This is a genomic window from Photobacterium makurazakiensis (genome assembly GCF_050336715.1).
GTDB classification, from domain to species: Bacteria; Pseudomonadota; Gammaproteobacteria; order Enterobacterales; family Vibrionaceae; genus Photobacterium; species Photobacterium makurazakiensis.
Genome location: NZ_JAKJSJ010000107.1, coordinates 1 through 10,276, shown reverse-complemented (window position 1 = coordinate 10,276; position 10,276 = coordinate 1). Strand labels below are relative to the sequence as shown.

General features: G+C 44.5%; 3 protein-coding genes. 1 reads left to right on the top strand and 2 read right to left on the bottom strand.

Features of this window, described 5'->3' with window-relative positions:
* Positions 1-375: 375 nt before the first annotated feature.
* Entirely contained in the window at positions 376-2,034 is a 1,659-nt protein-coding gene (locus L4D09_RS27990) for a L,D-transpeptidase family protein (protein WP_428460821.1), read from the top strand.
* Positions 2,035-2,182: 148 nt separating this feature from the next.
* On the opposite strand, the gene L4D09_RS27985 is transcribed toward L4D09_RS27990, so the two are convergent.
* Both L4D09_RS27985 and L4D09_RS27980 read right to left on the bottom strand, forming a co-directional pair.
* Complete coding sequence (locus L4D09_RS27985) at positions 2,183-4,927, bottom strand: sulfide/dihydroorotate dehydrogenase-like FAD/NAD-binding protein (RefSeq protein WP_428460820.1); 2,745 nt, start codon at positions 4,925-4,927, stop codon at positions 2,183-2,185.
* Between the two features lie 2 nt (positions 4,928-4,929).
* Positions 4,930-9,945, bottom strand: coding sequence for a 2-oxoacid:acceptor oxidoreductase family protein (locus L4D09_RS27980; RefSeq protein ID WP_428460819.1), 5,016 nt, complete (start codon positions 9,943-9,945; stop codon positions 4,930-4,932).
* Positions 9,946-10,276: the final 331 nt, after the last annotated feature.

The following is a 10,276-nucleotide window of genomic DNA, read 5'->3' as shown; positions in this document are numbered from 1 at the left end:
TTATAAGATACGGGATGTATTGAATTTCTTGAAGTGAAAATAATGACTAGATAGATTTCCATAATGGAAATTGTATGCTTGAGTTCAAACTTGTCGAGTTATATGTCTTYATTGTGATTAGGAGATTTTCAATCTGTAAAGAGAGTGTTTTTTTGTCGTCATATTAGTCGTCTTTAATATATTGAATATTGGCCGCTTTATTTATAATTATAGGGAGTGTTTAGACTTTGAGACACTGTTTAATCTGTTCTTTTGTCAATTTTTTGACTAAAACTAATAGGGTAAAGAAACAACGTAATCGGGACAATGGATACTCGTGTTAGTAGCCGGTCATTGCATGGATGGGATCGTTTTTTAGTTGCAAGGTAGTTTACGATGTCTAAGCGAAACTGCATACAGGTTAAAACATTAGGTTTATTAACCATTCTTTGTTGCTCCTTTAGTGCAGCAGCAAACGATTCGAGCATTCCTACTCAATTGGATTTTGGGCTTATTGATCAGCCTTTGGCAAGTAATGGACAGTTATGTTACCAAGCCACAGGAAAAACTTGCTTTGATCATGAGTTAGACAAAATATATAAAGAAAATGATTACTTACCTTTATGGACAGCGCCAGAATTACAAGAATCCTTAATTCTTCGACTTAAAACGCTATCGTATTCAGGTATTGCTTCTGGTGTTACTCAAAGGATTAGCGAGTTGAGTCGTTTAAAAGCCAAGCGAGATCAACGTGGCTACGATATTCTCGCGACAGATTCTTATCTTGTGTACTTGTCTTTTCAGCAGCAGATAGCCGACTCGCCAAGTCTGCTTTTTCGTCACCAAGAATTAAAGCCTGCCTCTACGGTGGAAAGTTCAGCTGTTGACTCACTTAAGCTGACGAAAGAGGCTCTTTTTTATAATTTGCTGAGCAACTCCGAGCAACATACTCAATTAAAACGCTCTATCGCTTTAGCTGATACCTTTAACCGCTTACCTGCACACAGCTACGAGATAACATCAAAAAAATTGGTTAAACATGATCAGGTTATTCCAAATGGGCAAGCATTATTGGATGTACTGTATAATTACGGTGACTTGAGCGCTGAAGACTTTGACTGGCTTAAATTGCACGCCGAGATTGTAAATAGTGGATTGGTTAATCAAGCTATACGGCAATTTCAAGCGCGTAACGGCTTAGAGAGTGACGGTATTCTAGGGCCCGCGACAATGTATCAATTGTCGCTACCTTATAAAGAAGTCTCTCGATTAATTGCTCTTAACTTACAGCGCAGTCAGCTGGGGAGAAGCGGGGGAGATAGGCCGCGTATTAAAGTCAATATTCCTGATTATCAATTACAGATCACCCACCATGAGCAAGTGGTATTTGAATCAAAAGTGATTGTAGGGCGTACAGCACGGCCGACCAATTTATTCTCTTCATCACTCAATACGATGGTTGTCAATCCACGTTGGAATGTACCTGAAACCATCAAGAAAAAAGATGTCATACCGGGCATAAAAGCATCGCCTGATTACCTTGAAAAGAAAAACTTAAAAATGATCAGAAGCTGGCGTGACCGTAGTGAATTGTCAGCAGAACTCGTTGAATGGAGCAATGTTAACCCAGAAACCTTTCCATACGAGTTTATGCAAGGGCCTGGACCTAAAAATGCGCTAGGCAATGTTAAGTTTCTCATGCCTAATGACTATTCAGTGTATTTACATGATACGCCGTCCCGTGGCTTATTTAATAAAACCAAACGTAATTTAAGTTCAGGGTGTGTAAGGGTTGAGAAAGCGGCAGAGCTTGCTTCATATATATTGGATTATCAACAGCGGCCGAGCTGGCGCTCGTATGATCAGCTAGTGAGTAATCGGCAAACCGATACTATTTCGTTACCGAGGCGAATAGATGTTGATGTAACGTATGTTACTGCTTGGGTTGATGAAAACAATCAACTTCAGATGCGAGAAGACATTTATGGTTATGATCGCCCAAGCCGCCATACGGCGAAGTTAAAGTACTCGACACTTAAAAATTATCGATACTGATTTAAGCGAGAAAGTGGACTGGGGTGATAGCTAACTCTTTTGTCATCAATCTTCCATTAATGAAAGGTTGGTTACAGCAGAGTTAGCTATTTTACTTTATGTATCTTTTTCCTATTTATCTTATGTAACTATTAGGTGGAAACCACGTTTAAGCATCAATTAATTTATGTTCAATCTGGCTCTGATGCTCTTGCGGTTTAAATTGATTAAATCTTGGTAAGAACTTATCCCAGTCGATGATATGGCTGTTGATCTCAGGGCCATCAATACATGCGTGTTTGCGTATCAGTTTGCCATTTTCCATCACTGGCACCATGCACGCACCGCACATCCCGGTTGCATCGACCATAATAGAATTAAGGCTAGCGACACATGCAACCTCATAAGTCAGTGTTAAATCACTGACCGCACGCATCATCATTGGAGGACCAATCGTTATCACCTCTGCAATAGGATCACCAACGGCTTCGTGATGTTTGATTAAGTACTCTTCGAGTGGAACGGTAACAAAGCCTTGGATACCGAAACTGCCATCGTTACTGGTGTAAATAACATCCAACAGATCAGGGAACTGATGGCGTAACGTTTCAACACGATCACCTTCTTCTGTCCAGAAGCAATGGTCGGCACTTCTGAACCCAGTGATAAGGGTGACTTTGTTGCCCATTTCAAGCTGAGCACGCATGATAGGGTGCACGGCTGGTAGTCCCACACCGCCGGCGGTGAAGATCACACGATGATTTTCGGGGTGCTTTACCACATGACTTGGTTGACCTAGTGGTCCTGCGATAGCAGCGAAACAATCACCTTCTTGCATCAGGTTCATGAGTTTTGAGCTAGAGCCTAATCCTTGAATAACTAGATCGATCGTTCCCTCTTTAGCATTCCAATCGGCAAGTGTTAACGGGATTAGCTCACCTTTATCATCAGCAAGCACACGTACAAATTGACCTGCTTTGGCCGACTGGGCGATAAATGGAGCCTTAATCGTGAACTCGACAATTTCTTCAGTTAACTGACGACGTTTAACAATTTCAGGTGGTGTCTGGCCTAAATCGGTATAACGGCTTGCTTGCTCGACTAAGTTTTGGACCTCTTTAGGGTTGAAATCCAAGTTCTTCATAATTTCTCGCGCGGCTGCTTGTCCATCTCCTGCGGCTTTTATGGCCGTCGAGCCGCCACGGGTTGCATCACCACCACTATAGATCCCACTCAATGACGTTTCCTGAGAGCCTTTATTCAAGAGTAACGTTCCCCATCTTGAGGTTTCTAGATCTGGCTCTGCATCTTTAACGATAGGGTTGGAGCTATTACCAAGCGCCATGATGGTTAAATCAACCGGCATCAGTTCGGTTTGTCCTGTTGATTTTGGACGGCGACGACCAGAGGAATCTGGCTCGCCTAATGCCATGATATCGAGTGTTGCACTGGTAACAATATGGTGTTTATCACCATGAAAGTCACAAGGTGAACGTAACTCTTTTAGCTTGATCCCTTCTTCCAAAGCGTGATGCAGTTCTTCTACTCGCGCTGGCATTTCTTGCTGGGTACGGCGATATACAATGGTGACATTTGCCCCCAAACGGCAGGCTGTACGAGCTGCGTCCATTGCGGTGTTACCACCCCCGATGACGATTACTTCTTTTCCTTTAACTTCCGGAAGCGGGGTTTCGTAATCGGATTCATTGGCATGCATTAGGTTAACCCGAGTTAGAAACTCGTTGGCTGACATAATATTGAGAAGGTGTTCGCCTGGCACATTCATAAAACGAGGTAAACCGGCGCCAGTTCCGACAAATACACGAGCAAAGCCTGCACGTTTTAAGTCAGCAAACGCCGCTGTTTTACCCACAATATAGTTGGTCACGAAACGGCCACCCAGCGTTTTGATTTTGGCAACGACATCATCGATTAGCTGGTTGGGTAGGCGGAACTCCGGAATACCATAGCGAAGTACACCACCTAAAGCGTGGAAAGCTTCAAATATAGTGACAGGGTAACCAGATTTGGCCAACAGATAGGCATTTATCAACCCCGAAGGACCTGAGCCAACGATGGCAACTGGCGGTTTTGTTGCGACTGCCCAAGGATTCGGTGTAGTGATCTCACTGGGTGTATCATTCGCAAGCTCTCGCTCCCTTTGCGGTAAGAACCACTCAAGCTGACCAATTTCGATAGGGCGCTCATTATGAGTACATACGCCTTGGCACTGAAGTTCTTGAGGACAAACCCGGCCAGTAACATTTGGCAGCGGGTTGGCATCGCGGATCAGTTCGAAGGCAGCTTTAAACTTACCTTCTCCCATTAGGTTAAGCGCTTGTGGAATGTGAATCTTTACTGGGCAGCCACCATCATTTTCACCGGTGATCTCACCTTTTTCATCACAGCGAGGGACACCGATTTCACAGGGACGATCTTCACATTGTTTATCCCGTATTACTTCGAGCCAAACGAAAAGCTCTACTTCACGTAAACTGTAACCTAGCCCCATGTAGCCAAGGTAACCTTGGCTCACGAGGTCGAAGTCTTTGCGCCGTTCTTCTGCTGGACGGACATAAGGGGGAATATTGTTTTTCCCCGGCCAGCCATCAGATAAGCCTTTAAACATTGGGTAGCGATCAGATAAATGCTGATCTAACCCTTGAATGAAGGCGCGTTTCTGTTTAAGCGGGATACGCCATAAATAGCGTTGTAGCGCGATACTCAGTGCATTGTTTGCCAGTAGCAATTCCCATAGTTTTTCAGTAAATGAGGCATTGAGCTTTCCTTGTTTAAGGCTTTGACGGATAGCCTGTTGGCTATCTTCAATGATCATTTTCTGGAAGCGTTGCGGGTTTTGCTCCATCCGTTGCATCAATAAATCGCGCTGTGATTGCGATAAGGTTATTGCCATGATTATACCTCCGCTGCAGCAGGTGCATTGAAGTGGATGATTTCAGCATCACATTCATCTGCAATACGAGAAGCACGGCTGAGCAACTCATCGGTAACCGCAATGTTATCGAGAGAGCCAGGAATAACGCGGCTTACCACCTTTGCTATACCGTTATCGACAATGGTGGTTTTTTCAAATAACTCACCGAGTTGCTGATAGCAGGTTTTACAATCGGTACATTCGCCTTGCTCTTCTTCTGAGATGGATACTAGTGGCTGTTTCAACGAAGAAGTGCTGTCTGTTGCGACTGATTGAGCTACTTCTAATTGTGTAACCGGTATGGTTTGCTCTGGTGAGAAACTGCCAGCTGTCATAGCCAGCTCAGCAAGGCCGTTTGCGATACTATCAATGGCTTGCTCTTTTTCCTCAACCGCTTGCTCGTAGCGCTGTTTCCACTGGTCGATTTGCTGCTGGTAACCTTGTTCTATTTGAGTGATATGTAGACCACTGATGTATTGCAACATCCGCCAATTTTGTAGTCGCTCTTCGGTGAGTGCAATAATCGAATCAGACACGCTCAATTGGATTAATCGGTGCTGTTTGTCTGTTGACCAGATAAACGGTGTCGCTTCTAACCGGTCTGATGGGTTAAGCGTGATGTAATCGGCAACTTCTATCAATTTCTTTGCCGTGTCGGCTGTGTTGAAGTGTTTCTTGAAGCGTCCTTCATACAGCGCAAAATCAGCAGGTGTGAACGGTACTTGTTTTAGCTGCGTTATACCGTCACTGTCGGTGAAGGTAATGGTTTGCGTTGCCCAATCGTGCTGTAGTTCTGGGTTGCCATCGAGCGAGAAGCGCTGCGCCAATGTTTCGCCTTTACGCGGATCATGCACAAACACTGGACTCATTCGGCTTTCAACTGCTAACCGTGAATGACGAGTACTCGCATCGTCGGCGATACCATGTTCACCCATGCACGGGGTATAGACATCAAACAGTGCAGGGGAGTCTTGATAGTTTAAATATTCCATCAAGCTCGACATGAAATGCCCTTGCAGTGCTGTTGAGGTTTGCACCACCATGACTTTCGGGTGGAACGTGGCAATAATACCGAGCTCTTTACGAGACTCTTGTTTACCGCTATGCGCCTTGCCAACACGGCTTAGATCTGAATCTTGCGCGGTGTAGCTAGAAGTAGATGCTTGACCACCCGTGTTGGAGTAGCTACCAGTATTCAGTACGACGACTTTTATTGGAGTTGATGTTGTGAGCAAGCGTGATAGTGCACCAAAGCCAATATCATAAGTCGCCCCATCACCGCCAATGCTGAATATGGTCGGTAATAGTGCCAGTTCTTGCTCTGAAAGGTGCACCCACTCAAGGTAACGTAGCTGCGCGTCATGAACTTGTGGATCATATAGATCATCAACATCTAACTTAGCGCTTCGGATTGCCTTAATATGGGTAAGTTGGTTGGCGACTTCCCCTTCAAACAGCCCCTTAGCAACAGCTGGGGTATCTTGGAACAGACTATTTACCCATGGGTCGTTATATGGGTTGGATGGGAAGGTTGAAGCATAGACGCTGCTGCATCCTGTCGCATTCGCAATGAGAGCACTGGAAGGCCCATTTCCGGTCGGGCCATGCTCAAAGTGGAACAGACGCTTATCCAGTGTGGCAATTGTTTGTTGAATTCGCTCAACACGTGATGGATCGCTTTCATCTACGATCAGGCTTTCTACCTTCGCTTCTAGTCGTTCAATCAAGCGTTCTAATTGTTCGATGTGTGCATCATACCGTTGTTGTTGCAAAGCACGGTTTATCGACGTTACTAAGCGTAATGCGGTTACCTCACCACAGCCACGGCATGCACCGTGGCCTGAGCTCATGGCATAGTAATTATCGCGGTCAAGCAGTAAGCGCTTTGCTTCCCCAGTTGAGTCTGTTGCCTGCTCGATAAAACGAATTGGTGTGTTAGGCATACCTGCAAATGTGTCAAAGAGCTGATGCATTTGCGTATTGAGTTCGGTGGTTTGGCGAACTTTCTCAAGTGCTTTAGGCCCACAAACATCAACACATTCCATACAGCCGCTACATTTACTTGGGTCAACAGCCACACTAAATAAGCCACCAGAGCCCGGTACGGTCTTTTCCATCGCATCAAAGAAAGGCTTGGTGCGACTCAATGGCATAGTCTCTAGTAATACACATACATGCGCTAAGTACTGCTGTAATGCTGGGTTGGTGAATGTCATGCTATCGACAACACGCGACATGACATGGTGTAAAGTCAGTGATTCACCCTTAACTGTATTCCTGTATTGATGACGAATGCCATCAGAAATAGAGGGAACTTGTGCTTTTACTAGGTCGAGTTGTGCTGGTGGTATAGAGAGTTTGTTTATTGCTGTGTTTAATATATCGTGCAGCTCATGAACCGCATTTGGGATGGCACCGTCTGGACAGGCTATTGTACATTCCATGCAGCCAGTACATTTATCCGCATTGAACTTCGGTACATTTAACCGGAATATGCCTTTATCTTTTGTTATGGCACTTGCTGGCGGCATGAACATACCCGAGCCCGGAATGACAGGAGCTTCGCCAATTGAGCCATCCGCGTAATTCTTTCCAGCAATGTTATCGAAGTATTCTTGATCGAATAGCCCACAACTTGCCTTGCTTGGTTTGTCACTTTGCTTCGATGTTATTGCTGCTTCAATGGCCTTCTCGTTGGTGAAATTGGCATAGCTGACTTCTTGAGTTGCTAGCATACCATCGCGAATAACGGCCATATTACCTGCAACGACTTTCTCGCCTTTGGCACCAAACTTATAATTAATCTGCCGTTCAATGCGTTCTAGCATTTGTTGAGCATCGGCATCATGAATGACTTGTTTTGCATGCCCACATAACGCACCGATAAAGGCGATACCCATCATCCTGATTTCGAGTTCAGGGGCGGGTGCATGCTTACGAGCGACATCGAAGGCATCAACAATATAGAAGTCGATGTTGTTATTTCGAATGTATTGACGGGCACTTTCAGGTATCTCAAGCCATACCTGCTCAGGCGTATGGTGAGTTTGCAGTATGAACGTACCATTTTTAGCAAGCCCAGCCAGAGGGTTAGTATGCATAAATACTTTGTGATCTGGAGATAATACAACCTCAACTTGTTGAAGCTCGGCATTGGTGATCTTGATAGGCTCTGGCGACAGGGTAATGAAAAAGTTGGTTGGGGCACCACTTTTTTCAGAACCGTATTTAGGCATGGATTTAGAATGTAGGTCCAATGCGCCAGAGAGAATATCAGTCAGCAGCTTTCCTGTTGCAATAGTGCCGTAGCCACCTACCGAGTGGAAACGGATTCTCATGGCACTGTCTGGAAGCAGTTGCGGGTTTTCGCCTGTCTCTAACGCCATTAACTCGGTGTCAGGGTACGCTTGGCGAAGGCGTTGTTGTATCTCGTTTAGCTGGCCAGATGCTTGAAGATCAAAGAACTGGGTACCCAAGTAGAAGAATGGTTTACTGCTTTCGCTTAGCATGTTTTCAAATGCGGCAATAAGGTGGCGAGGCTGTAGATCATGTCCACCTAAACCAAAGATACCAGTGCTAATTTGCGGAAGATGGCTGAGCGGCATAATGCCCTTATGGCGTATTGCAATGTTGTTTTCAGTGGCCTTAAATAAAGCATGAACCACACGTTCTGTCAGGCGTGTTTCATCACAGCGCTCCAGAATCGTAACTGATTTCTTACCCGCAAGTTTTTCTACCAATTGTGCTTCAGGGAAGGGGTGCAGCTGTTTAACTGAAATAACCCCAACTTTATGGCCTTGCATACGCATATAGCTGGCAACCGCTTCTGCATCATCGGTAACAGAGCCTAAACCAAGTAGAACATAGTCAGCATCGTTGCACATGAACTCCATAACAGGCTCATACTTACGACCTGTTAATTGCGCAAATTCTTGCATGGCTTGTTCGATAAATTGTGGAACATCGCTCATGAAGTGTGTGCGGTGGTCAACAATACCTGCCTGATAATCGGGTTGATTTTGTACGCCACCCGTTAGTCCTGGGTTATGAGTATCGACTAATGCTGGTACACGTTGGCGACTGTCTTTTTCATAAGCATTTAACCATGCACGTCGCCATTTCTTTTGTAATCCTTCAGGAAGAAATTCTGTGGTTTCAGCGATGTAATCGCCGTTGCTGTCTTGTTCTAGCTGTATAGAATTTTGAGAAAGGTAGACGTTTAAGTCATTTAGTTGCTCTGGCCAAAACTGGTCTTGGTATTTTTCAATGAATTGCTTCAGTTGCCATACTCGCCCTTTAGCACCATAGAGCATTCGCTGGGCTTCAGTTGGCGCAGGAATACGATCGGTAGGATCACCCAAGTAGGCTTTTAACAGTTCAGGTTCTGGAAGTTTCACTTCACTTTGAATATGGCTGGTCGCAAAACCATCCATCGTGTTGGCAACGGGAATGAGAGAAAGTGCACTTACCCGATAGGATATGGCTGCCAAATCAGCGGCTTCTTGGGCGTTGCTGGCAAATAGAGTGGTGTACCCAGCAGAAAGTAATGCGTAAACATCGTCATGGCCAGCCATTACATTTAATGAATGGCGAGAGACAGAGCGAGCTGCAACATGAAGAACGAAGCCTGCGGCTTTTTTACCCACCGTTACATAATGAGATTCCAAAGCGTAGAGAATACCTTGGCTAGAAGAAGCATTAGATATGTATTTACCACCGGTTAAAGCAGCGCCTAATGCACCACTTTGTGCCGAATGTTCACCTTCAGGCTCAAAGAAAAAAGGGTGCTGTCCCCAAACATTACATCCACCTTGTGCTCGGAATGCCTCATATAATTCCGATATCTCGGTAGAGGGTGTAATTGGATATCCAATTACACCCCCACAAACATGATCCATTACATGTGCCACAGCCCCATTTCCATGAATAACGGTATCTAAACCTGGGTATTGTGGAAATTTATTCTGCTGATTATCAGGTTGAAACGATAAAGACATAAACTACTTCTCCATGTATATAGGCAAGCTAATTGGTCGTTAGCGTAGACCAATGGAATACGAATCCCTGAAAGTTATTCAACAGCTTTGTAATTAGAGAGACGTAATTCACCTTTTGTGAAAACTAAGTGACGATAATAAAGTTCGATAAATTTCAATATTACACGAGCCTTTTTAAAATCATTGTCTATCTGTTCACAAAACGAACAAAACCATTTGTAAATAAAATAACTTTAAATAAGAGGGTTTACAAGATTATGAATTTAAATGGGAAAATATCATTTTGATAGATTTGTTGAGTTCTTGTGGTCTCATTTTGATAGTTGTGGAG

What these genes read in the sequence shown, in the direction of transcription:
- L4D09_RS27990 (WP_428460821.1), top strand. Translation starts at nt 376, where the DNA reads ATGTCTAAGCGAAACTGCATACAGGTTAAAACATTAGGTTTATTAACC.
- L4D09_RS27985 (WP_428460820.1), bottom strand. Translation starts at nt 4,927, where the DNA reads ATGGCAATAACCTTATCGCAATCACAGCGCGATTTATTGATGCAACGG.
- L4D09_RS27980 (WP_428460819.1), bottom strand. Translation starts at nt 9,945, where the DNA reads ATGTCTTTATCGTTTCAACCTGATAATCAGCAGAATAAATTTCCACAA.